This window comes from Armatimonadota bacterium (assembly GCA_035527535.1).
Taxonomy (GTDB): Bacteria; Armatimonadota; Hebobacteria.
In genome coordinates, this window is sequence record DATLAK010000049.1 from 1 (window position 1) to 24,567 (window position 24,567).

At 65.3% G+C, this 24,567-nt stretch carries 17 protein-coding genes; 14 read left to right on the top strand and 3 right to left on the bottom strand.

All coding sequences use genetic code 11. From position 1 onward, the window contains the following. The first annotated feature begins 148 nt into the window (after positions 1-148). The 9 genes from VM221_02955 to VM221_02995 all read left to right on the top strand — a co-directional run bounded on the left by VM221_02955 (position 149) and on the right by VM221_02995 (position 12,228). Positions 149-361, top strand: a complete 213-nt coding sequence (locus VM221_02955; protein ID HUT73779.1) for a hypothetical protein — start codon at positions 149-151, stop codon at positions 359-361. A 25-nt stretch (positions 362-386) separates the two neighbouring features. Then, positions 387-1,646, top strand: coding sequence for a DegT/DnrJ/EryC1/StrS family aminotransferase (locus VM221_02960; protein HUT73780.1), 1,260 nt, complete (start codon positions 387-389; stop codon positions 1,644-1,646). A 1-nt stretch (position 1,647) separates the two neighbouring features. Next, entirely contained in the window at positions 1,648-2,568 is a 921-nt protein-coding gene (locus VM221_02965) for a Gfo/Idh/MocA family oxidoreductase (GenBank protein HUT73781.1), read from the top strand. A gap of 85 nt (positions 2,569-2,653) precedes the next feature. After that, positions 2,654-3,658, top strand: coding sequence for a polysaccharide deacetylase family protein (locus VM221_02970; protein ID HUT73782.1), 1,005 nt, complete (start codon positions 2,654-2,656; stop codon positions 3,656-3,658). A gap of 70 nt (positions 3,659-3,728) precedes the next feature. Then, positions 3,729-4,559, top strand: coding sequence for a carbon-nitrogen hydrolase family protein (locus VM221_02975; GenBank protein HUT73783.1), 831 nt, complete (start codon positions 3,729-3,731; stop codon positions 4,557-4,559). Between the two features lie 173 nt (positions 4,560-4,732). Then, positions 4,733-7,246, top strand: coding sequence for an FG-GAP-like repeat-containing protein (locus tag VM221_02980; protein ID HUT73784.1), 2,514 nt, complete (start codon positions 4,733-4,735; stop codon positions 7,244-7,246). Positions 7,247-7,259: 13 nt separating this feature from the next. Continuing rightward, positions 7,260-8,744, top strand: coding sequence for an RNB domain-containing ribonuclease (locus tag VM221_02985; GenBank protein ID HUT73785.1), 1,485 nt, complete (start codon positions 7,260-7,262; stop codon positions 8,742-8,744). After that, positions 8,744-9,580 (top strand): SDR family oxidoreductase, encoded by an 837-nt coding sequence (locus tag VM221_02990; GenBank protein HUT73786.1) that lies wholly within the window; start codon positions 8,744-8,746, stop codon positions 9,578-9,580. The genes VM221_02985 and VM221_02990 overlap by 1 nt, the downstream gene beginning before the upstream one ends. Before the next feature lie 122 nt (positions 9,581-9,702). Continuing rightward, entirely contained in the window at positions 9,703-12,228 is a 2,526-nt protein-coding gene (locus VM221_02995; GenBank protein ID HUT73787.1) for a hypothetical protein, read from the top strand. Positions 12,229-12,313: 85 nt separating this feature from the next. Here VM221_02995 and VM221_03000 read toward each other — a convergent pair whose 3' ends face one another. After that, the gene (locus VM221_03000) at positions 12,314-13,801 is read right to left on the bottom strand and encodes a hypothetical protein (protein HUT73788.1); all 1,488 of its coding nucleotides are present in this window, start codon (positions 13,799-13,801) and stop codon (positions 12,314-12,316) included. Between the two features lie 432 nt (positions 13,802-14,233). Further along, positions 14,234-14,719, bottom strand: a complete 486-nt coding sequence (locus VM221_03005; GenBank protein ID HUT73789.1) for a TspO/MBR family protein — start codon at positions 14,717-14,719, stop codon at positions 14,234-14,236. Positions 14,720-15,427: 708 nt separating this feature from the next. Between VM221_03005 and VM221_03010 the strand changes: the two genes are divergently transcribed. The 5 genes from VM221_03010 to VM221_03030 all read left to right on the top strand — a co-directional run bounded on the left by VM221_03010 (position 15,428) and on the right by VM221_03030 (position 23,401). Next, positions 15,428-18,304 (top strand): beta-L-arabinofuranosidase domain-containing protein, encoded by a 2,877-nt coding sequence (locus tag VM221_03010; protein ID HUT73790.1) that lies wholly within the window; start codon positions 15,428-15,430, stop codon positions 18,302-18,304. Between the two features lie 73 nt (positions 18,305-18,377). After that, positions 18,378-18,617 (top strand): hypothetical protein, encoded by a 240-nt coding sequence (locus VM221_03015; protein ID HUT73791.1) that lies wholly within the window; start codon positions 18,378-18,380, stop codon positions 18,615-18,617. 19 nt (positions 18,618-18,636) lie between these two features. Next, positions 18,637-19,719, top strand: a complete 1,083-nt coding sequence (locus VM221_03020) for a carboxypeptidase-like regulatory domain-containing protein (protein ID HUT73792.1) — start codon at positions 18,637-18,639, stop codon at positions 19,717-19,719. 160 nt (positions 19,720-19,879) lie between these two features. Then, positions 19,880-20,200, top strand: a complete 321-nt coding sequence (locus VM221_03025) for a hypothetical protein (GenBank protein HUT73793.1) — start codon at positions 19,880-19,882, stop codon at positions 20,198-20,200. A 453-nt stretch (positions 20,201-20,653) separates the two neighbouring features. Beyond that, the gene (locus tag VM221_03030) at positions 20,654-23,401 is read left to right on the top strand and encodes a hypothetical protein (GenBank protein ID HUT73794.1); all 2,748 of its coding nucleotides are present in this window, start codon (positions 20,654-20,656) and stop codon (positions 23,399-23,401) included. A gap of 263 nt (positions 23,402-23,664) precedes the next feature. Here the strand turns inward: VM221_03030 and VM221_03035 are convergent. Then, positions 23,665-24,567, bottom strand: a 903-nt coding sequence (locus VM221_03035) for a uroporphyrinogen decarboxylase family protein (GenBank protein ID HUT73795.1), incomplete at its 5' end; no start/stop codon positions are given.

The following is a 24,567-nucleotide window of genomic DNA, read 5'->3' on the forward strand; positions in this document are numbered from 1 at the left end:
CACAGCCGGGGGCGGCTGTGCCACACACGTGTTGCAGCGCGCGCAGTCGTTCCTGTAATGCGCGAGACTCTTCAGGGCATCGAAGAACAGGAGCCGCCGACCCTCCGAGGGCGGGCAAGCCTCGGCCCCGCTGGGGCTCGCCGCCCGGGTGGTACCGCAGGAGGCGCTGGAATCCGAGCAGCATGACGCCTTGGGCCGCGAGCGCTACCAGCGGCCTGCCGGGCGGGGCTACCGCAACGGTTACCGCCCGGGCTACGTGGAAGGCGCGGGCCGCCGGACGCTGCGGGCGCTGGAGGAGCCCTTCCAGCAGGCACTCGAAGCCGACATGTCGAATGCCCCTATATCTCGCATTGGCGGGTAGATCGTCAGCATAGGAGATAAGGACAATGACATCGCGTCCTGACCGAGCCAAGTTCGGCGCGGCTGGGGTCGCCAACCTCCAGGGCAAGCTGCCCAACCCGTTCCCTCGGGAGATGGGGCCGAACACCCTGAAGTACCTGCAGGAGGTGGTCACCAGCGGTCTCACCGCAGACATGGTCACCCGCTTTGAGAAGGCGTTTGCCGAGGCTCACGGCGTTCGACACTGTGTCGCGACCCCCGGTTGCACCCCGGCCCTGGCGGTGCTGGCAGCGGCGCTGCCCTTCGCGCCGGGCGACGAGATCATCGTCAGCCCGATTACCGACTACGGCACGCTGTGCGGACTGCTGAGCGAGAATTGCATCCCGGTCTTCGCCGACACCGAGCCCGGCACGGTCAACCTGAGCGCGCGGACCGTGGAGCCGTGCATCAGCGACCGCACGCGAGCGATCCTGGTTGTGCACAAGACCGGGCTCATCTGCGATATGGACCCGATCAATGAGCTCGCCGCCCGGCACGGCCTGTTCGTTTATGAGGATGCCTGCCAAGCCGTCTTCAGCCGCTACAAAGGGCGGTTGGCGGGCACGCTGTCGCAGGCGGCGTGCTTCTCGTTCGACAGCGAGAAGACGATGGGTTCCGACATGGGCGGCTGCATCCTTACCAACGATGACGAATTTGCGGAGCGACTGCGCCTGATGGGCCACAGCCGGGGCGCGGCGGAGATCCCGGGGTTCGGCCGCGCCCACGTCGAGCACGGCTATGCCTATCGCATGCCGCTGTGCACGGCCGCGGTGACACTGGCTCAACTGGAGATCATCCACTCGCAGGTTGCGCGCCGCGACGCGATGGCGCGCCTGCTCACCCAGATGCTGGCGCAGATCCCGGGGGTGACTCCGCTGCCGATTCCGGATTACGTTGACGTCTATTCGTGCTGGATGTACGGCTTCAGCCTTGATCGCGAGGCGTTTGGCTGCGGCGCAGACGAGTTCGCCGCGCAGGTCGCGAGGAAAGGCATCCCGGGCGCGGGGACGGGCCGGTACTACCTGATGCCGGAGGCGCTCTACTTCCTGCAGGAGCAGGCACAGACCCAGACCTATCCATTCTCGCTGCCGCCCGCGTCGCGCGCGTATCACTATGGCCCGGATACGTGCCCCACCGCGCACGCGTTCCTTGATCGCTTCATCCGCTGGAGCACCTTTTGCGACAAGTACACTCCCGAACACTGCGAGATAGCCGCCGAGATCATCCGCCGGGTGGCGGAGCGCAACCGAAAGGAGACGAACGACTAGCATGAGAATCGGCGTCGTAGACCTGGATACGTCGCATCCTGGGAGCTGGCTGCCCATCATCCGCGAGCTGGGCCACGAGGTGGTCGCGGTATGGGACGGCGGTACCGTCTTTCGCCCCGGCTACGCGGAGCGGTTCGCCGCCGAGCACGGCATTGCGGTAGCCGCGCAGACGCTGGCGGAAGTGGCGGAGCTGGCCGACGCCGCCATCATCCATTCCTGCGACTGGGACCTGCACTTGGCGCGGATGGAACCGTTGGTGGAGGCCGGCAAGCCGATCCTGATAGACAAGCCGCTGGCCGGCAACGTGCGCGACTTGCGGCGCATCGTCGAGCTGGCGGCGTCGGGACACCGCATATGCGGCGGCTCGTCGCTGCGGTTCAACTTCGATGTCGCAAGGTTGTTGGCTCAGCCGCTCGATGAGCGCGGATGCCCGCAGACCGTGTTCGCCGGCTGCGGGATCGATGATTTCAACTACGGGATTCACGCCTATGCCCTCTTGTGGAGTATCATGGGGAGCGGAGCGGAGGCGGTTCGACACCTGGGCGTAAACGGCCAGCACAAGATAGAGGTTGCGTGGCCTGAGGGGCGCCGAGGGTACCTCTGCGTCGGCGAGACCTCCGGCTGGCTCCCGTTCTACGCCACCATCGTCACCGAGCGCTGCGTCCACCAGATCACGGCCGATTCGACGACCCTGTATCGCGCACTGCTGGAGAAGTGCCTGCCTTACATGGCGGGGGAAACCGACGAGCCTCCGCTATCCCCTGCAGCTCTGATTGAGCCCGAGCTGGCGGCGATCGCGGCGCAGGAAAGCAAGCGCAGGCGGGGCCGGGCGGTGCGCCTGGAGGATCTCGCCGAGGACGGCTTCGCCTATGACGGAGCGGCCTTCGCCGCCGGGTACCGCAAGCTCCGCGGCGACTACTAGCAACACGCACGGTGCGGGCGGTTCGTTGTCCCCGTGGCGAGCCTCGTCGCCAGCGCGCAGGAGCGGGCCCGAAGGGGTATGCCAGTTGTCAATCTCTGCACCGAAGCCAGCCATTGCCGGGTGGAAGCACGCCAAGTCCTGGGCTTACTCGATAACCTACGACGAGGCGCTGGCGGATCTGGACCAGTTCGTGCTCCGGGTTCACCATGAACTGGGGTTGCCCGGGCACGTCGAGGTTGTGGCGTCACAAATCGGCCAGGTGCGGGATGTGGGCGGGAGCTCGTACGACGGCTATCGGCACATGGCGGCCGACGAACTGCGAAATATCGCCGCCGCTGGCTGGGGCATCGGCTGCCACTCCTGGAGCCACCAGCGGGTCATGGACGATCCGGACCTGGAACTGCGCGTGGCCCGCGAAACCATCGAACAAGCTGTCGGCGTCCCGGTGACCGTTTTTACCGCCCCTGGCAGCAATGACAATCTTACGCCCGAGGTCGTGGAGAGGCTTAGCGGGAGCGGCTATCTGGCGGGAATGAGCATCACCGACGACATCAACCGTGTTGACGGCGATGCGCTGCCGTGGGTCAACCGGGTGCCGCTGCACGAGCGCTACTGGGGCGTATTCGACAGCGCGTTCGACCCCTGGAAGCGCCTGCGGCAGGCGCAAGTAGAACACGGTTGGATCGTGGACTACTGCCACTGCCCGCTCGAAACCGCCGCCCACGACTACAAGGACTGCACCGCCGCCCACCACCGCGAGCGGCTGGAGGCGGTGGTGTCCGAAGGCGGCGCCGAGTGCTGGTACGCAAACCCGGACGACGTGATTGACTACCTGCACTTGAAGCGCCACACTCGGATAGAGCCGTGCGGGAGCGGCTTCAGGGTAAGCATCGAGGCGCTGCCCGAGCGCGTGCAGAGGCGGGAGCTTACGTTCGAGATTTCCGGCGTCCTGGCACCCGAGGCACTATCGGTACAGGTTGACGGTGCAGCCGTTACCCTTTTCGGCCCCCGCGCGGGATGCGCGGCGTTCACGGCCGGGGTACGCGACGGGACCATTATTGCAGTCGCTGACGGAAGGCTAAGGGGTTGACAAAGTGAGCCGCAAAGCCGTTCTCGCAACAACGTCAATTCTGCTGGACTCGGAGTCGGTCCACCCCGGGGTGACCATACACCGGGCCTTCGAGGCGCTGCGGGCAGCGGCCGCCTGGAAGCCGGACCTGGTCGTTTTCCCGGAGGAGCTCGACTATGTCGCTCTCGGCGCCGAAGATTGCGCCAAGTGCGGCGAGAGCATCCCGGGCAGCTTGGTGGTAGAGCGGTTCGCTGGGGCCGCGCGTGAGGCCGAGACCAATCTGGTAATCGGTCTGCGGGAGCGCGAGGATGATCACGTATATAACGCGGGCGTGGTCGTCAGCCGCCAAGGCGAACTCGTCGGCAAGTATCGTAAGACCCATCTCGCCCCTGGTGAAGACGCGGAGGTGGAGGCGGGCGACGACTACCCGGTCTTCGAGTTGGATTTCGGCAAGCTGGGGGTCATGATCTGTATGGACCTGCATTATCCGGAGCCCTGGCGCATCTTGGCGCTCCGCGGAGCGGACGTGATCGCCCACCCCACGATGTGGCTGGATTACACGGGAGACCTCTGCGAATCCGTGGTAAATGCTCGCGCCATAGACAACCAGGTCTACGTCGTGACCAGCCACTACGTGAACATGCCCTATCTTGCCGGAAAGTCCATGGGCCACTCGCGCGTGGTGGACCCCTATGGCCGAACCCGAGCGTCCACCAGCCATCGCCCGGGAGTCGCGGTGGCGGAGGTGGATCTGGACGAGGTGTATGAGTACTGGGGCACGGGGGACCTCAAGCGGCGCTACCCAACCCTCAAGGATTGCTTCCTGGGCGACCGCAGACCCGAGACCTACGGAGCCATCACGTGTCAAGACAATCTGAACCAGTGGAAGCTCGCGAATCCCAAACTTCACTCCCAAGGCTGACAGCCCTCGGTGCCCGGCCATCATTCAAGCCGACATCGCGGCGCCGGCGGGATTGCGGCGACACGGGGACATCTCGCGACTCATCTGCGCCGAGGAGCCCTGGGGGAGGGCGACCTGCGCCCTGGCTTCTTTGCGTCTGGGTTCTGCTGCTGACCGCGGGGCGCGTTTTCGCCATGCCCGCCGACTGGCCCACGCTACGCCATGACAACCACCTGACCGCGCGTCAGCCGGTTGCGGGCAACCTGCGTGCCGCGCCCATCGCGCTTACGCGCACACCCGTTGCGCTCGGCAGCGCCACCTTAATTCCTTTCGCCTCCAAGCCCGGGGGCGCGGTGGACCGCGCGTTGGCTGGCGTTGACCGCGGGCTGCAATGCTACGACCTCTCTGGCATGCTCCTATGGGCCAGCCACCCGCCGGGAATCAACTTCCAGCAGGTCGTCACCGTCGAGGATGTTGACGGCGACGGCCGGGTCGAAATCGTCGCCGCCGTCGGGCGCCCGGAGCCGCCGCTGGGGGCGATGCTCTTGCTCGACGCCGCCAGCGGACGCCTCCTGTGGCGTTACGACGTCGAGCCCATGTCCTATCACTGGTACCCCTTTGTTGGCCATTACCTGCCGCAGCGCGCCGGCAAGCAGATGCTGGTCCTCGAGCAAGGCTACCCGCCGGATAAACGCAACGGCTACATCGCTCTGTTTTACTTTCCGGCTCCCGGCCATCCGCCCGTCGCCCGCTGGAAATACTACTTCCACCAATATACCTGCATGCCGGCTTTGCGCACGGCGGACCTGGAAGCGGACGGCGTCAACGAGATCTGCGTCATCTCCCACAGCCGCATGTGGGTCCTGAACCCGCTCACCGGCGCCGTCAAGCAATTCATCAGGTGGGACGTCGCGCCCGCCAACATCCGCAGCTACGGTCTGAACGAGTTCCGCGACCTCAACGGCGACGGTCTGCCTGACTTCCTGTGCATCGCCGACTTCGCTCAACACCACGAGGTGCTGCTGAATCACCACGGCAAGCTCAAGCTCGCCTGGGCCCAGGGCTGGGACAACTCGGTCACGGTCTCCAACGTCGCCACCAACTGGCCCACGCCGCCGGTGGCCGATGTGGACGGCGACGGCCGGCTGGAGGTCGTGGTGTCCATGTTCAACGACGAGGGCGATCCTGACTGGGCGATCCGCGTCTACGACGCCGCAACCGGCGCTCTCAAGGCGCGCATCTCGGGGCGCATTGCGGCGCGGCTGGCCGATGTGGACGGCGACGGCCGCGCGGAGATTCTGGCGGACGACTGCCACGACCCCACGCGGGCCGTCATCAGCGGCGCGGCGATGATTCGCATTGTTGACGGCAAGGCGGTGGAGTACCGGCACATTGATGGGGTGCGCGCCAGCGCGAAGCTCGCGTCAGCCAATGGGCGCGAAGTGTTCCTGGTGACCTCGCGCGACCAGACCCTGCGGATCGAAGGCGCGCTCCCGCCGCAGCCATTCACGCAACCACCCGCGCCATCCGGCCCGGACTTGTCGCGGATCAAGGCCCCGGCCGGCCAGTTGCCTCCCGCGCCGCTGGTGGCCGACCTCGATCGCGACCGGACGCCGGAGATCATCCAGACCTACGCAGGCACGACCACCGCCTATCATTGGACGCGCGCCGGCGGGCTCAAGGTGGTGCGCGAGTTCTCGCCCAGCGATAACGCGGTCGTGGCTGACGTTGACGGCGACGGAAAGCTCGAGATCATCATCGGCAGCGCCGACGCCTCCCGCGTGCCGGTAGTGCGAGCGTATCGGCTCGACGGCACGCTGGTATGGGAGTCGCGGATTCCGCCGACCACCCGCCACAGCCTGCCCTACGGCCGCAAGGTGTATATGCAAGCGGGGCGGTTCACGGGGAGGAAAGGCGCCGACGTCTACTGCTTGTTCGGCACGCCGGTAGTCCGCAGCCTACTGCTGGAGGGCGCGACCGGAAAGGTAGGGTGGGAAAAGGACGAGTTCCCAGGCCTCGAACGCTATTGGGGCCCGACCGTGAATCAGGCCGCGGCCTATGACGCCAACGGCGACGGCGCGGACGACCTGGTCTTCACCAATCCGGATTACTACTGCGTCGCCGATGGTCGCACCGGCAACATGATCCGAGGGCCGTTGTTTCCGCCGGACATCTTCCACCAGCCCAGCCAGGGCCTGTACACCTTGCCGGCGATTCTCGACCAGCCGGGAGAGCCGCTGGTGGTGCTGTGCGCCGGCCACTACTTCCAGGCGGGGATGAGCCTGCGCGCGCAGCCGTACTGGTACAAACTGCCTGAGGTGGGGGAGGGCATCACCGCCGCCGAAGGATTTGCGCGCCTATCGGAGGACAAGTGGTTGATGGGTTTCGGCCGGCAGGACGGCGACTTCGAATGCCTCGATGCGCGGACCGGGCGCGAGCGCTGGCGGTTGCCGATTCGCGCCTCCGCTGGTCCCGTCTCCACCTGTGACATCAACGGCGATGGCCACGATGAGTTTGTCTTCGGCGACAGCCACGGCTACCTGTGGGCGGTCGGCGATCACAACGGCAGGCCGGTCGTGGTGTGGAAAACGGGTGTCGGCGCCAGCGTCGGCCAGCCCGTCGTCGCCGACCTTGACGGCGACGGCCGGCTCGAGATCATCGCCCCCGCCGGCGACGGCGCGCTGACGGTGCTGGGCACGCGCGGGTGAGAGGGACTTCCGCATGAAATCGGATGACGGACAGCACCGTGCCATTCTGGAAAGTATCGCCCGGAGGGCAATGCTCGAGCGAGGATTGCTCCCCGACTTCTCCGCCGAGGTGCTTGCCGAACTGGGCGGGATTGAGACCCCCGCAGCAACCAACGGCGCGGACGCCCGTGATCTGAGGGACCTCCTCTGGGCTTCGATCGACAACGATGACTCCCGTGATCTGGACCAGCTCACCGTTGCCGAGGCAATGCCGGGCGGCAAAGTCAAGATTCTGGTTGCCGTGGCTGACGTGGACTCGCTGGTTGGGGATGGGTCCGCCATTGATGGACACGCTCGCCACAACACGACCTCGGTCTACACGGCTGCCCAGGTGTTCCCCATGCTTCCCGAGAAGCTGTCCACCGACCTCACCTCCCTGAGCTTCAATGAGGACCGCTCAGCGATGATCGTCGAGATGGTGATCGGCGCGGAGGGATCCCTTCAGGATTCCGATGTCTACCGGGCGCGGGTCCGCAATCATGCGAAGCTCGCCTACAACAGTGTGGCCGCATGGCTGGAGGGGAGCAGCCCGGTGCCCCAGGCGATCACCGCCGCCAGCGGACTCGATGAGAATCTGCGCATCCAGGACCGGGTGGCGCAGAGCCTGAAGAATCTCCGCACTGCCCACGGAGCGCTGACTCTTCAAACCATCGAGGCGAGACCGGCATTCGACGGCGACCAGATCCGTGATCTTGAGGTAGAAGAGAGAAACCGCGCCAAGGACATTATCGCGGATTTCATGATCGCGGCAAACGGTGTGACCGCCCGCTATCTCCCGTCAAAACAGCTGCCCTCGATCCGCCGCGTAGTGCGCACGCCAAAGCGATGGGATCGAATCGTCGAACTCGCCCGGGCGCATGGGACCAGGCTCCCCAATGCCCCGGATCCCAAAGCGCTGGAGCAGTTCCTGGTGAAGGAGCAAGCAGCCGACCCACTTCGATTCCCTGATCTATCACTCACCGTTATCAAGCTACTGGGACCTGGCGAGTACGTTGCTGAAGAGCCAGGCGACCGGGTTCCAGGGCACTTCGGTCTCGCGGTCAGGGACTACACCCATTCCACAGCTCCGAATCGCCGCTACACCGATCTGATCACGCAACGCTTGCTGAAGGCCGCCATAGATGCGAGGCCTTCGCCCTATGGCAAAGATGAACTGGAGGGTCTGGCTCAGCACTGCACGGAAGAAGAGGATGCCGCCAACAAGGTCGAACGGCAGGTCGGCAAGTCCGCGGCTGCGCTGCTGCTTGAATCGAGAATCGGGGAGCAGTTCGACACCCTGGTCACGGGTGCTTCCGCCAAAGGCACGTGGGTGCGGCTTCTCGAGATGCCGGTTGAAGGAAGGCTGGCGCATGGGTTCGAGGGAGTTGATGTCGGCGATCGGGTTCGCGTGCAGCTGATATCTGTGGACGTTGAGAGAGGGTACATAGATTTCCGCAAAGTCGGTGCATCAAGGCATTGATGGTTGATGTCAACGGCCGCGGCAAAGGCCGGCTGCGCAAGGGATGGGGAGGGCTATACGTGAGCGCATCGGAGGAAAAGGTCGCCTTGGTGACGGGCGCGAGCGGAGGCATCGGGCGCGCCATCGCATCAAGGCTTGCGAGGGATGGCGTTCTCGTCGTAGTCCATTACGGGCGCAACCAGAAAGCCGCCGCGGCTGCCGTTCGCGAGATCGAGAAGAATGGCGGGAGGGCGTTCCCGGTCCGGGCAGACTTCCGCAGCATGAAGGGCGTTGGGGCTCTCTTCGAAGCGATGGCCCAGCGCCTCCAGGATGCGCTGGGAGTTCGTGACTTCGACATTCTCATCAACAACGCCGGCATATCCTTGGGTGGCACCATCGAACAGACCAGCGAAGCCGAGTTCGCCCAACTGGTCGCTGTCAACATGAAAGCCCCGTTCTTCATCATCCAGCAGGCTCTCCCACGTTTGCGGGACGGAGGGAGGATCATCAACATCTCTTCCGGCACCTCCCGAATCGCCATGCCGGAAGAAGTCGCCTACGCCATGACCAAGCGGGCTCTGGATAGCCTGACGACCGGCCTCGCCAAGCAGCTTGCGCCGCGAGGAATCACCGTCAACACGGTGGCTCCCGGCATCACCGACACTGACTTCCAGGCGGACTGGCTGCGAGACCCCAAGGCGCGGAAGTTCGCTGCCTCGGTCGCCGCGCTGGGCCGTCTGGGCCTGCCTGAGGATATCGCCGACGCGGTAGCGTTCCTTGCCTCCTCCGATGCGCGCTGGATAACGGGAACATTCATTGATGTGACCGGGGGGTCGCTGCTTGGTCGAGGCGACTAGCGCATGATTGCGGTTATCACACTATAGACACCAACTGGCGGCGCGCCGTCCAGACGTGTCTCATTGCGACTTGATAAGGACACCGACCTCCAGCGGCAACCCACTGGCACAGGATACGGGATATGGCTGAGTTGCTCAAGCACTACGCATTAAGTCATGGCGGCGTTCGCCCGGTGCTCCATCCGCGGCTAGGGGTGCGGATCAACGGACAGACATGTGTACGGTACCTACGTTTCCTGCGACCGGTGCGAGTCGAGCGGCTGGAATTGGGGCTGGTGCCTGGCGGCGGTTCCGGGCGCATCGAGCCGAACGTGCCCACGCACCCGGCGCACATCATCATCTCGGTGCTCGCCGAAGACGGCAGACGGTGGCGCACCGTCAAGGAGGTGGACCTGCCGGCGAATGCGGTGATTGCGGGCGGGGGCCTATCTCAGGACATGTCTGCCGAGCACATGTCCACCCTCCTGGAGCAGGCCAGGAGGGAGGTGCTTCACGTCATTCCACTGGATAGGCTGCGCACCGATCATCTACGCGTCGAATGCGACCGCGAGCACCCGGTGTGGCCAAGCCACGGCGAGATGAACGGCGGACCGTTCAATGTGCCGTTCTGCATCCTGAGCCCGCTTCAGGCGTTCGGCGATAGGCGGTCCGACACCCAACGTTGGCCGCAGCCTCCGCCGCTGCTTGCCGTGGAGCGTTGCGGTCCGGAGGCTCCGGCGGGAATGACGGTCGAGGACCGGCCGGACATGCTGCTGTACGAGAGTGACCGGCTGTCAGTGGGGTTCTCGCTGCGCCGGCCGATGCTGATGCATCTCGGCTGGGATGCTTTCGGGCGCGGTCAAGCCGGCGATAATCGCTTGGCTCGGCGCATAATGGTGGACCTCGCGCAGTCCCGTGACAGCGTCGGCCAGCCGCTTCCCGTTCCCGTCGGCCTCAGCGGGCCGGTGCTGCGCACGCTTTCCACCGACTGTGGGGCGCACCTGTGGACCGGGGAGGTTGCGGTCGAAGGGAACCGCGTGAGCTATCGCAATCTGCGCTGTGAGGTGGAGGGGCCGACAGTTGATGCCACCTTCACCGTGGAGTCGGACCGGCTCTATATCGAAGTAGCCCAGCACTGCCGGCAGGACCTGCCGGCGCTGGAATTCGAGGCATGGCGCTTCGCATGGGACCTGGGGGCAGCCATTACCGGCGCCGCCGCCATGCCAACCCTGCTGCCGGGCAGGAACGGCGACGTTTGCCTGCCGATGCACTGGGCGGGCGATGGCCCCGGCTCCCTGTCGTGCCGGGTGTTGGAGGGGATGGAGCACTCCCCGCATTTGCAGGTGGAGAGCTATCGTTGCCGCAACGTGTTGACGGGCGGGCTGTGGATGGGCGAGCGGTGCAGCCTGGACGCCCCCATGGTGATCCCCGCGGGCACGCGGCGAGCGCTGGTTGAATTCGCGGTCACCGCGCTGGCGCCCGCCCAGTGCACGGAAGGGCCGGAACCGTGGCCCGGCATCGCCTCCCATTGGTCGGTCCCGTTTGCGTGTTTCCGGCCGGAGTTGGGCGGGTTCTCGGATCACTCGGCGTCGGTGAACTGCCACACCAATCAGGCCGATGTGATCGAGGCCATCTGCTTCACGCGCCCGCCCGAGCACGGGCCGAGTCCCCTCGACCTCGTCCGGTTCACGATTGGCCGCGCCCTTCTCGACGGCGGCGGCTATGGCTACTTCCGCAATCTCTTCATGGATGCGGACCCGCAGATCATGATTTCCACCGGGCGCGTTCACCAGGTCGCGCCCGATCTCCAGTGGCTGCGCGGGGTGGAAGCTGGTCTCGCGGAGACGGTTGCTCGCATGCTCGACGCCATGGATGCGGAGGGCCTGGCGCGATGCCGCGATCTCTCGGGCAACACCGGTTCGCATCGCTGGAGCACGAACTCCATGGACGTGGTCGGCTTCGGACACCAGGACGCTTACGTGAACGCGCTGTCGTACCGCGGCTTTCGCAACGCCGCGGCGCTGCTGGCCGAGCTGGGACGGCGCGAGCTAGCTGACCGATGCCGCGAGGCGTCGGCGAGCATTCTCGGCGCCTACGCCACAGCCTTTCTCAATCCCGAGACCGGCTGGGTGGCGGGCTGGCGCAGCCGCGACGGCCAGTTGCATGATTACGCCTTCCTCGATATCAACGGCATGGCCGCCGCTTTCGGCTTGCTCGAACGCGAAGCCGCCTGCGCCGCGCTGTTGAATCTCGAAAAGCTGAGGCGGGAAAAGAGGATTGGGTCGGCGCGGCTGGGCCTGCCTCTGAATCTCCTGCCTATTCGCCCGGGCGACCACATGCTGGGGCGATGGTTTGGGGAGCTTACCCCGACGTTCGAAAACTACACGGATGGCTCGCTCTACGGCAACGCGCTCTACTACCTTCGCGCGCTGTCCTGCTGCGGGCTGAAGGAGCACGCCCGGCGGCTGGCCCGTGAGCTGGACGAGGCCTATGCCTATGGCGTGTTTGACGGCGGCAATTACACCGGCGCGGAGTTCCACTCCTGGGAAGGGATGGCCAACGGCTACGAGGGCACGATGGCTTCCGTCTTCGGCTCCCTATATGCCATCGCCGTTGAACAGGGGATTCTGACGCCGCCGGATCCCGAGTGGTGGCCGGCAGGAGGGTAAGCGTCCGTACGCGAGGGAAGCACTCGCGGTCAGCGCGCACCGGCTACCTCAAAAGCGGACCCTCGACCTCGATCCATGCAAGCCGTCACTGGATCCAATAGGAGTACAGTTGCGCTTGGCGCAGCCTGATGCGCAAGCACACCCGGCGCCCGGCAAGCGCCTCCAGCTTGGCGTTCGGCCAGTGCGCCACGGCATCGAGTTGGTCGCCGGTGATCGGTTCCGATGCTTCCAGACCGGCGATCGCGGCGCCATTGTCGTCGCAGAGTTGCACCACCGCTTGGCCATTGCTCGCGTCCACATTCAGATGAAGGTGGCCACGGGGCAAGGTGAAGGGACGGGTGAGGACGGCTCCTTCCTCCTCCCCGGCGTCCAGCGAGACAAAGCCATCCCGCCGCAGCACCGCCAGGCACACCGCGCCCATATCACGAGCGCCCTCGGGAGCGCCACAGCGGTACTTGATCCCCGTGTAGTAAAACCACAGCTCATCGCCGCGCAGAATGGGGCGACTGGGCGGCAGGATCTGGGTCAAATCATAGGCGCCTGAGTCCACTGGCGAGGGGCCGATGAAGGCGCGCCGCTCCCCCAGGCGCTTCCAGTCGTGCAAATCCCGGCTGCAAATCAGTTGGACGTGATGGAATCCGTCGCCGGCCTGGGTTGCGGTACGGTAGAAGATGGCCGGCAAGCCGATGTAGAGACCCTCGTAGCGAAAGATGGGCATGTTATAGACATCGGCGGCGTACTCAGCCGGATTGACGTGCGTGGGTTGGGATAGCGTCGGATCCGCAAGCCGGGCGCTGATCACTTCCCGAGCCAGCACCTGATCTTCGGCATCGGCGCTGAAGACCAACGCCGGCTCGGACCAGTGCTCGAAGTCCTTGCTCGTGGATAGATTTACCGCGCGCCGCCCGCCCGCAGATGTCTTCACCGTCGCCATGAAGGTGCGGGTCTGGGGGTCATAGTTCAGGTTCGACTCGTCAGCCGAAGGGATCGCGGGCACGTTCAGCCGCTGCCAGTGAATGCCGTCCGGGCTGACGATGGGTTCGCGGCTGTAGCAGTGGCCGAGGCCCTTGTAGCGGCGCGACGGATCCGTCTCGTCGGGATCATAGACGACGTTCTCCATTGCGTTGGCGGGCCAAGTCAGTGTGGGATCAACGGTCACGAAGTTGTTTTCCTTCGAGCCATTGATCTCATACTGGCCCAAAACCGGCTTGGTCCAGTGGACGCCGTCCGCGCTCTCCGCGTACGTGGTGCCCGCGACGCCGGGGATGGAGCTCGAGGTGATCATCCACAGCTTGAACACCTTGTGCTGGGGGTCCCACGCTGGCGCGCAGCGCGTCTGCAGGGTGGTCTCCCATGGCAGGTCGGGCTTGATGACCGCGCCGCGCTTGAGCGGCTGGTGCATCGTCCGCGCCAACTTGTCGCTGCTTGCGATGCCGTAATCGTCCAGAAAGAGCTGCCGCTGTCCCACCGGAATCTGAAAGTCCGGCTCGCCGGCGGTCGCCGAGGAAGGGCACGCCAACCAGGCCAGCAAGCTGATGCAAGCAGCCCCCAACAGCCAGGCACATACTGTCATTCGCGCAGCCTCCGTCGTTCTGTAAGCAAGGCATGCCCCCATCGGCGTCGTTCCTCCGCGCTGGCGGGACAACTCGGGGGTTGGGCCAAGATACGCTTCAGGTGTCCCCGCCCGTGTGTTCCTATGACCCAGTGCCATCTTCCGGCAGCGCTCCCCCCTGGCGACCAGGGGCCGGATCTGAGGCGCTTTTCGGCGCGCCAGGATGGCCTCCCTGCTGCGAGAACAGCGGCTTGCTCGATCGCCATGCACGGCAATCCCGCATGCCGTACCCACAGCATTGACGGTGGCCAGGCCGGGCTACGGGATGTGCAGGCAGCCCATGAGCCGGGGAATGTCTTCAGAGCAAGTTAGCCCGGTTCTACGGGCAGATGACCACCACCGTTGGTTTTCCGGCAGGTTAACCCACTCCGGTTTGACGACGGTTGCCATCTCTCAAGGCACGGTCGGGTTCAGGCGCCAGATCGCGAAGTTGAGAGCGCTGGCGTAGCTCACCCAAGCGAGATAGGGGAGCAGGAGAAGGGCAGCCCTGGCGTCATGCCGCCAGAAGGCGATCATTGTCGCGAGGATGAGCGCCCAGAGGATGACGATCTCGAAGAAGGCCAGGTCGAAGCGACGAAGGCCGAAGAAGATTACCGACCAAGCTGCGTTGAGGATGAGCTGAAGCCCGAAGAGCAGTATGGCCGCTGGCGCACCCGAGAAACCTGCCCTTCGCCAGACCAGCCAGCCGGCGATGCCCATCATCAGGTACAGCGCGGACCAGACCGGGCCGAATACGACACCGGGAGGCGTCCACGCCGGCTTCCCGATGCTGCCGTACCACGTAGCCACTGCCGGACCAGTGAACTGCGATCCGATAAGCCCCGCAGAGAACGAGACCACTACCCACAGGATCAACCCCACAATGGCCTTGACACCCATCCCATCTGCTCCGGGACTACTTCGCCCCTCGACCGTCAGGCAACTCCTTCGTGCTCCCAGACGGGTTCTCCTCTTTCAGCCTCGCGTAACCGCCCGCAGGTGGTCGGCTCATGGCCCTGGATATGGCGTGGCATACGGAGCCTGCGCATGCCACCCCGTAAGACTGTTTCGCCACAGGCGCTTACTCGCGGTGTCGGTCCTCACCGATGGCGGGGCGAATCAGGAGGTGAATCAAGTCCCAGTTCCGGTGTCCCTGATCTTGCACCTTGTTCCGTCCGCGCGCCCGTGCGATTACCGTCGCGCCTGGCCACCAAAGCCCGGATCTGCAGCGCCCCTGTGCGAAGCCGGGGCGCCCCCGCCCCCTTATGGCATAGGGGCGCTCTTCTGCGCGCCAGGATCGCTTCCCTGCGCCCGTAATTGACATCGTCCGGGGTGACGTTTCTCAGCACCCGCCAGCGGCGGGTAAACCTCGTGGAAACGCTCCTGGTTGTAGTAGCAGCTCATCCGGGCTCGACGGACTTCTCGGTCTTTTCGGCTGGAAGGCGGCTCCAGTCTAGCGCAACGGCAGGGCGCAAGAAGATAATCAGGGTGGCGCGGCGAAGCAATATGGGCAGTGCGGAGGTGGTGACTATGCACCGGACATCTCTTATCGCAGAGGCGGCGTGTCTGGCCTGCGTGATCGCGTCCAGCGCCGCCGGGAGCACGTCCATGCCGAAGAACATTGCGGTCTTGGAGGTCACGGACGCGCGCTCGTGGACCTTCACCTGCCGGGGCGGTTACGAGGGGCGGGCGGACCGCCGCGCGCTCTTCGTCATGACCCACCCCTGGTCGGCGGCAGGCGACGGGGATTTCGGGGTGATCGAGCGTGAGGCGACGATCCCCGGGGACTGGCAGCCGCCGTATCGCGTGCGCTTCTACTGTGCCGATGACTACGTCAACGATGACTGGCGCCCGAAGGCGGATGACTGGCTCGGCGGGGAGGGGTTTGCCGGACACCGGTTCAAGCAGGTACTGGTGGACGGGCAGGTGGTGTGGGAAAGCGATGTCGCCGATGCGGAGGGGCCGCATGTGCCGACGCGTTTCGAGGTGGATGTGACCCCTTACTGCCGGCCGGGCACACCGTTCCGCCTGGTGCTGCGCGTACTGGACAAGGTGGGAACCGCCACCAAGTTGCCGCAGGACTTCCACCACATTGGTTCCACGGAGACGCAGGCCGAGAAGGCCGGCGACCCCGCGCGATTCATGACCCACGTCTATTGGGGCGACGTCGTACTGCTGCGGGGGCGGGTGAGTCCCGAGGCGCTGGCCCGCTTCGAGCGGCGGCCGTCGGAGGAGGTGGTCGAGCGGGTGCATGCGGAGCGCTGGCCGCTGCGGCCTTTCGGCACGGCGCAGCGCGGGCCGGCGAAGTTGACGCTCGAGATGGCGGACACGATTCCACACGCGGGGTTTCCCGTGACGTGCGGCGTGCCGCTGCCGGCGGGACGGGTGACGGAGTTGGATCAGATTGCGCTGCGCGATCCGGGGGGCGCATTGGTGCCGGTGCAGGCCGCGGCGTTGAACCGCTGGGGCGACCGGAGCCTGCGATGGGTGCTGCTCGATTTCATCGCGCCGGGGGGCATCCCGCCAAAGCCGTGGAGTGTGCGCTTCGCGACAAGACCGCTATCGGCGCCGGCGCCGCCGCAGCCGGCGCGCGTGCGGCGCTCGGCCGGCCGCGTGCTCATAGATACGGGGCCGATCACCATCACGATGGGCGGCGAGCGCGGCCAGCTAACTGACAGCGTTGTGTTCACGGAATCGCGCCGACGAGCGGGCGGACCTTTGACAGGCGAGGTCGTGGCGCGACGCGGTGGGCGCGATGTGCTTTACGTTCCCGAGGTGGCGAAACTTGAGGTCAGAACGCGAGGGCCGGTTCGCGCGACGGTTGAGGCGACCGGGCGACTCGTCGGGCGCGATAACGCTGACGATTCCGTTGGGCGATTCGTGTTCCGTTTGAACGCGTATGCGGGGCAACCGTTCGTGCGCGTGTTCTTCCGCATCTTCAACGACACGGATAAGACGCTGCGGATCAAGCGATTCGGGCTGACCCTGGAGACGCGCGGCGGGGGCGCGGTATGGAGCGGTGACTGCGAGGCGCTGGAGCCGGGGGGAGAGGTCGCCATTACGCAGGCGGGGGGCGATCGTTTCGCGGTGACGCAAGGCGCGCAAGCAGTCGGCGGCGGCGAGCATTCGCAGGGCTGGGCGGCGGCGGCAGGCGACCAAGCGGTGGTCGTCGTCGCGGTGCGCGGGTTCTGGCAGCTTTTCCCGAAGTCGCTGCGCGTCGCAGGTGGAGGCGTAAGCGCGGACCTGTTCGCGGGAGGCGGAGCGGGCGGCTACTACGAGCCGGTGCCCGGCGAGGCGAAGCGGCACGAGGTGCTGCTGGCGTTCCTGCCGCCTGATGCAGCGCGCGCCGATGCCGAAGAGATCGTGAACGCGTTCATGCGACCGCCGAGGCTGTTCTCGGCGGAGTGGTTCTGCTCGTCGGGGGGGCTGGGCTACGCGGCTCCGCACAGCGCCGCGCAGTTCACGGAGCTCCACGAGCATCAGCAGCGGACGTACGGCGGGGTCGGGCCGACGGTACTCAACGGGACGCTCGGCATGCGCGATTTCCCCGACGCGCACTATCAGGGCAAGCCCGACGCCTGGCGCAACAACTACTACGACATCATGCAGGGCACGTTGAGCGAGTATCTCATGGGTGGGGATCCGCGGTGGTTCGACCGCGGCGAGGACCAATGCCTGCACTGCATGGACGTTGACACGTGTCACGGGCGGCCGGATCACCCGGAGTGGTTGGGGGTGCTGTACGCGCCGGGTGGCAAACACACGACCTCGTGGTGGTCGGCGATGCTGCGCGCGGAAGGGATGGATACGTACTACCGCCTGACCGGTGATCCGGATGCGCTGGAAGCGTTTCTCGGCGTGGCCGACTTCATCGTGCGCGAGAAGGCCGGGGTGGGCAGCGTGTCGGTGCGAGATCACGCGGGTTCGCTCATCGCCCTCGTGCGGGCGTACGACGAGACCGGGGACGCGAAGTACCTGGCGGCGGCGCGGCGGCTGGCGCACGACGCGTTGTCGCGGATTGATGCGCGGCGCGGGTGCTACTCCGAGGTACACGGCAATTACAACTATCGCGGCAACGTGCCATGGATGTGCGCGCAGTTGATGGAGCCGCTGTACCTCTACTACCGGCAGAGCGGGGATCTCGACGCAGCGAAGGCGGTGGTCGGGCTGGCGGAATCCATCATGGAGGACAACACCTCGCCGGAGGGGCCCGGGGATTACTGCGGCTACTCGCATAATCCGCACTTCAGCAAGCGCAGCAACTACAACGTGCTGATCGCGCCGGCGGTCGGCTACGCGTGGGAACTCACGGGCGACGACGCATTTGCGCAGAGCATGCGGGATGCGTACCGGCGGACGATCGCGGACAAGTCGGTGAACCCGATCGCCAACTGCTACTGGAACGCGCCGACGCTGCTGTATTACCTCGGGCAAACTGGGGACCGTCACCTATTTCGGGTGGGAGGTGTTCTGGGGGGACGGTGAGCGGCGCTGCTCAGGGGACCGGCGCGAAGCTATGGGCCGGTGGCTCTGGGCTGCTGCCTGATGTCCAACGCGTGTGCACCTGGTGGTGACGCCCCGGGAGGCGGACGTACCGGCGCGGGCGACCTACAACGACCTCCTGTCGCGCAGTGACGCGAGGAGTGTCTTCTACCATGCAGGAGCGCGCAAGAACATCGGCTTCAATCACTACCGGCAGGGGCGCTACGCGGAGGCGCGTCCGGAATTGGAGGCGGCCATCTTCGCGCAATACTGCACTCGCGAGGGTGCAGGTACGGCGACAAGCTCCATTTCGTAGATTGACGGGGATAACAGCAATGGCTCGCAGGTCTTCTACTAAAATGGTGGGAATGCTGATCGTTCTCTCGACGATTGCCGCAGTCTGTTCGTTGGCCACCTCCGAGCCGACGAAACAGGCGAGTGGTGGCCGAATCACCGGCACGCTCTTGCCCGCACACGTCAGGGCTCAGGCGGCGCTGTACGTCATGCGCGGCGACGACCTGGTGTTGCTCAAGCGAACTGCTGCGAACCCTAAGGACGGCACATACTGTATGGAGGGGCTCCAGTCGGGAAAGTATATGGTCTTACTGACGGCGGCATGGTGCGTTGCCGAGGACCGCGACGTGGAGATAGCCGCTGGGCAGACAGTGGACCTTGGCCAAGTGGTGCTGGCAGCGGCGGGAGCCATCTCAGGGCGCATCGCGCCCGCTGGCATCCAGGCGGAAATCCGCGCCGTGAGTCGCGATCTCAGCGAAGGTTTCGTCAAAGAGGCCGCTGTAATGGCCGATGGGAAGACTGGCAGGTACATCATGAAGAGTCTCCCGCCCGGGATCTATGATCTCAGAATTCACGCCGAAGGATACCGGGACGTGGTAGGTGTTCGAAGCCTAGTAGGCGAGCCTGGCGAACCGACGGCCGCAGACGCTCAGGCCATCAGGGACGTCCTCACCAATTATGTAAGGCTGGGCAACGCCCGGGACTTCAGCGCTCGACTTAAGCTGTACTCCCAATCTTTCCGAGACGAATGGGGAAATGGCATCGAGTACGAACGAAGAAATGCCGAGAAGGAAGAGGAAATCAAACGAACCAAGGGACAGGCGGCGCTCGCCGTTGAACGAGTCTTGACGGAAGGGGACCGCGCCGCTGTGATCTGCCGCCTGACCGTGGTTCGCACGGACCCACAGACGGGGGCACTGCGCAACCGCAGCCAGTCGTTCATTCTGTTCGGGCTGCGTCGCGAAGGTGACACGTGGCGACTGACATACCGGGAGCCTATCGGCAACGCTGACGCGGTGAGCCCGGTGTTCACCACTGATCCGCGGGTCTCCGGCGTCGAGGTGTTGCCGGGGCGCGCCAGCAAGGGGCACGATTGGCAGTTGGAACCGATTCCGTCTCAATAGCTGAGCATCGCGACCGGCCGACGCCCTGGTGACCTGCGAAGCGGCCGTCGGGGGCATAGATCCCGCCAAGGACTATTCCTGGCGGGCGCCGTGTCTGGTGATGTTGGCCGAGCTTCCGCGTCTCGCCTCCCGCGCAGCCACACGGAAGGAGGGTAATCGCATGAAGACGGTCACCATCATCGTATTGAGTTTGCTATTGATGCCGCTGTTGTGCGCGGCCAGCGCCTTCGCCGCAGCGGCGCCGGAGCCGCTGCCCGACATGCGCATCCCCACCGCGGAGCTGCAAGGCCGCGCCGCGTTCGCGCGGTATCTGCTGTGCGTTGACGCTAACGGCAACCCGCAGTACCAGCCGTACAACAACTTCGGCTGGCTGGACCCGGAGTTCGGGGGATGGCAGGAGCGGTACAAGCGCGTGGCGACCGAGCCGTTTCATATCACCGGCCAAACGCCCACGCCCGACCCGGCGCATTATGAGCGGTAGCACCCGGGCCTGCTAGGGGTCTGACCGCGCAGCGGATCTGGCTCCCGATTCGAACCAGCAACCTCCATGGTGCTACGCCGTGACGATAGCAGCTGCCTTGTCCACAGCGGCGCGCGTGGTGCGGGCACATACCATTCCCGCAGGGAAGCCTATCCCGGCCCGGCGAAAAGCGCCCCTATGCCCCAAAGGGGCCGGGGCGTCCCGGCTTCGCACAGGGGCGCTGCAGATTCGGACCTTGGTGGCGAGGCGTGAGCATCACCGAAAGCTCGCGCGGACACGGGCGCGAACCCGGTTGACCTCCCGCGCCAAGGAAGGTGAAATCCGCGCAACCGCAGTACATCTGCAGCGGATCACGGTTCTCCGGAGCGAATCGCGCGCATTGATGTCCACGTCCAAATCAGGTTGGCGCCTGCCACCACACATAGTGGTATGCTCACCGACAGGAGCAGGCATATGTCACTGACCGGACTGCTATTGGCGATTGGCCTCTCCCTGACGCTGTTTTCGGGCACAGCCCGTGCGCAGGCGCTGGTGCAGCGCCAGGGCGACGTGTACGTGTTTGACAACGATCACTTCCGGGTCGAGGTGGACAGCGCCGGCGGCGCGCGCATCCGCTCCTGGGTGCTCAAGCCGTCGGAGCGCGAGATGATCGCGATGTGGAAGGGCCCGGCGGAGTACGGGGGCGCGCTAGACGACCGCGCCACCTTCACCTCGGCGCGCTACCAGGCTGCCGTCACCGAGCAGGGCCCGCAGGTCGGGCAGGTCCGCTTCGAGGTGTCGAACGAATCGGGATTCAAGCTGGTGAAGATCATCACCGCGCGCAAGGGCTCGTCGGCGCTCGAGGTCCGTTACGAGTTCGACAACGGCTCACAGAGCCCGCACAAGCTTTTCATCCGCAATTTCCTCCTGCCTGGGCACCAGCCGCGTACGACCGAGCACCTGTACTGGATCAACGCCGACCCCTCCCGCGGCAGGGAACCGGCGATCGGCCATGACCAGGTCAGCGGGTACTACGCTGTGGCGAAGCCCGAATACTCGGCGCTATGGGACCGCGCCACCGGGGACGCCATACTGGCGTACGCGCCTGGCGCCGACCGTTTCTACTTCTGGCTACAGGCGGCCGAGTACCCGACGTTTGAATGGATTTATGGCAGCCTGGCGCCCGGGCATCGTCTCACGGCGGGCGTCGCACTCATCGCGGTCCAGGGACAGATGCAACCGCCCGATTGGCAGGCCCTCGTCGCCCATTATGCGCCCGGCGTGCCGCAAGCAACCGTCACCCGGATGCCTGGATGGGAGGAAGAGGCCACCAGGTTCCGCGTTAGCTCGGCGGAGAAAGAGCGCGGATTCTGGCTCTCCATCGGCGACGGCTCGGCGCGTCAGCGCCTGCCCGATCCCTTGCCCCTGGACCTGCCGCTCGACGGAGGCCGCTGCCTGGGGGTGACAATCAACGCGCTCGCAGACTTCGCGGCGCCGGTGCGCGTGGCAGTGCCGCGCGGTTGGCGCGGGCGCATCCGCGCGTCATGGCAGACGGCGAGCGAGAATCGCGTGGAGGTGCTCGGCCCGCCCCCGGAGAGTTGGCCGTTCGCCGCGGGCATCGGGCAAAACCTGTGGCTGGAGGTGTCGGCGGTAGGGAAGCCGGCGGGCGAATACACTGTGCCGGTGCGCCTGCTCGTCGGTGGCGCGGAGGCGGTCATGAACCTGGGGATCCACGTTTGGCCGGTGCGGGTAAGTGATGCGCGTCCATTTCACGTCTATGGTTACTCCAGTGGCATCGGCGTGATGGCGGGCGGGTTCGAGGTCACGGCGCACAGCCTGCAGCGCCTGGAGCGCATCTTGCACGCCTACGCTGACATGGGTGGCGACGTCTTCGACTGGGTCGGCGGGTGGCAGGCCATCGTGACCAACACCAAGATCGCCGGCACCGGCGAGAACCTGACGAAGGTGGGCCAGACCCTCGACTTGAACCACCTCCCGCACCTGGATTTCTCGCACTATGACCCCTGGTTCGATGCCGCGAAGCGCCGTGGGGTGACCATGGTCCAGAGCTATATGGTGCACCCCTCCAGCCCCTCCTGGCGCGGCGCCCTGTTCGACGTGGCGCTGGGCAAGGATCGCGTCAAGCCGGGCACCCCCGAGGGCGACAAGGTTATCGTCTGGTTCTACGCGGAGACGAAGCGCTATCTGGAGGCCAGGGGGTTCCAGGGCTTCTTCTGCAAGATCCAGGACGAGATCACCCCCGAGGAGATACCAGGCTACGTCGAGACGGCGAAGGTGGTGCGGATGGCCGGGTGGCGTCCGTTCACCACCATTAGCGGTATCGTCGCGCACACCCCGGGCCATATCAACGCCCTTAATCCCTACTGCGACCAATGGCAGTTGGGCTTCATGTCGCGCGACGAGTTTTTCCGCGTGCTGACCACAGACTACGAGACCACCGAGCAGACATTCGACCTGGGCGGCCCGTGGTCACCGTACACCGACGGCGGAGCCCAGAAAACGTGGCTCGTGCGGGTGTTCGGACAGCAGGGCGTTGCCCGCGTCGCGCCTGAATCAGTCAAGAAGCTGGAGCTGCTGGAGGACGGCCGGCCCTTACAGTTGCGCGAAGGCAGCCCGTGGGGCAACAACCAGCGTGGGGTGGTCATCGCCGGCGACAGCCGGGAGCACCGTCTGTACGTCAGCCCCGCTGACGGCCGCGACCCGGCGGGCCATCGCTACCAGCTTCGCCTTACGGTGGCACAGCAGTCCTCGCGCGGCAAGCCCCTGGCAGCCATCAAGCCTGGGGACGAAATATGGTTCTATGGCGGCGCCGAGAACCCGTATCGCGGCTCCTACGGCGACGCGTGGGTCTACCCGCAGATCGCTTTGGACGGGGGTTACCAAGGCTATGCGATGTGGGCGTTCTACTGTCCCATGGAGCAGCTTGTGTGGATCAACGATGCGACCGCGCATGTCACCGTGTCGCCGCCGTACCTTGGTTTTCGGGACGGGTGGCGCGATGCCCAACTCTTCGCACAGCTGTTGGCAGCGCGCGGACGCGGCGCATACGACGAGATCATAGGCTGCGGTGCAAATGCATCCTTGTGCATGGGGCCGGCGACGATCGAGATTTACCACTTCACGAGCATCCTCAACGCAGACGACCCCCTGGCGATCAACGCCGCCCGGCGACGAGCGCTGGCGGCCCTTGCCGGGCGGTGAAGATGCGCAAGCACGGCGATGGGAGAAGGTGTGATTGTCAAGGCTGCTTGAGACCGCCTCTGACGGCTCACGCCGACCGTGACTGACGTCGGGCGCAAACGGGTGTGCAGCGGGGAATTGAGGGTCGGGGTCAGTTAAGCGAATCACAGGCAAGCCCAGAGGGCTCCCGGACGTGTCTCATTGCGATTTGACATCAAGCACACACATTGCTGTTTGACTTTGATGAGGGCGCAAGGCCGCTCGTGCCGCCCGCAGCCCAGCCTCTACAATGGAGAGCATTCCTCCCAAACATCGAACATGCGGTGGTAGTTGGCAAGCATGGAAGGCCCAATCTTGCCGATCGGGCTGGCAGACGGCTTCAAGACCATGCGCTCCTTGCCGCCCTCGAAGGCCGCCCGCGTTGCTGCTTCGACCGCGTCAACGCTTTCGTTCTCCAGAACCCGCGCCTCAACGTTGCCACCCAGTGTAATCCGGCCGGCAGCCAGAGCCTTTGCCTCTGCGAATGTTATGTCGCCGTCCGGCGGAGGTTCGACCGGCTCGAAGAAATCCGCGCCGCGCCTTATCACGGCCTCTAGCGTCGAGCGCACATTGCCGTGACAGTGCACATGACACAGCGCTCCCGCATCGTGGATTCGCGAGATCAGGTCCGCCTCGAACGGTTGCACCAGTTCGTCGTATAGCCTCGGGGACCCCATGGGAGGGGTAAGCCATTCGCATCCGCCCATCCACACGCATTCAATTGACCGGTCGGCGAGCAGCACCTCGAGCACGCTGGCAATTCTTCGATGACACTCAGCGGTTAGCTCGCGAATCAGGTCCAGCTCAGTCGCGCACAGCTCCAGGAAATACTGATACGACATCAGCCCTGCCACGCAGACGAAGGGCGAAGAGATATCAGTCCAGAGCGCTCCCCTTGCTTGGAAATCGCTCGGTAGGCGTGCAAGGTCAGGAGGCGCAAGGCCGTGTGGCAATTCCCATGGGATAGATCGGATCTGGTCCAGGTCCCGCAGGGATTCCACCGGGTACTTATTGAATCTCGCGTAATAGGTTTGATTTCTTGGTGCAGCTATGATATGCTGTAGGCATGAAAGCGCACATTGGCGGCCGACGAAACTTTGCCGGTTTGGAGAAGCGCAGGTTGAAGGCGGCCCGGCTGTTTGCGAAGG